A 914-nucleotide genomic window follows, 5' to 3' on the forward strand; every position below is an offset into this window, starting at 1 on the left:
ACTGAACTTAACAACTGGTTAAATTCTAATGGTGGTGCCGCTGCTTCTGATGCGTGTTCTGCAAATATCACTTGGTCGAACGATTATAACGCAATCTCTGATGAATGTGGACAAACTGGTACCGCTACGGTAACCTTTACCGCTACAGATGAGTGTGGTAATGCCACAACTACTACAGCTACTTTCACTATTGAAGATAACACCGCGCCTTCTATCGATTCGCAAGCCAGCGATTTAACTGTGGAATGTGATGGTTCTGGGAATACAACTGAACTTAACAACTGGTTAAATTCTAATGGTGGTGCCGCTGCTTCAGATGCGTGTTCTACAATCACTTGGTCGAACGATTATAACGCAATCTCTGATGAATGTGGACAAACTGGTGCTGCTACCGTAACTTTTACCGCTACGGATGAGTGTGGTAATGCTACAACTACTACAGCTACTTTCACTATTGAAGATAACACCCCTCCTACTATCGATACTCAAGCTAGTAATATTACTGTTGAATGTGATGGGAATGGTAACAACACTCAAATTCAAGATTGGTTAAACAATAACGGTGGTGCTGTGGCTTCTGATGCGTGTTCTAATATTACTTGGACTAACAACTACGATGGTACTGCTTCTGATTGTGCGAACGCTATCTCGGTAACATTTACTGCTACCGATGAGTGTGGTAACGCTACTTCTACTACAGCTACTTACGCTATTCAAGATACAGTTGCCCCTACTATCGATACTACTGCTAGTGATTTAACTGTGGAATGTGATGGGAATGGGAATACTACTGACCTTAATAATTGGTTAGCTTCTAATGCTGGGGCTAGTGCTTCTGATGACTGTGCTTCTATTACTTGGTCCAACGACTTTAATGCACTTTCTGATGACTGTGGATTAACTGGTGCTGCTAC

1 pseudogene is annotated in these 914 nt (G+C 42.2%); it reads left to right on the forward strand.

The features are described from left to right. Positions 1-914: pseudogene (locus tag LG651_RS15640) on the forward strand (hypothetical protein); the annotation flags it as partial.

The organism is Neotamlana sargassicola (genome assembly GCF_020523965.1).
Classification (GTDB): Bacteria; Bacteroidota; Bacteroidia; order Flavobacteriales; family Flavobacteriaceae; genus Neotamlana; species Neotamlana sargassicola.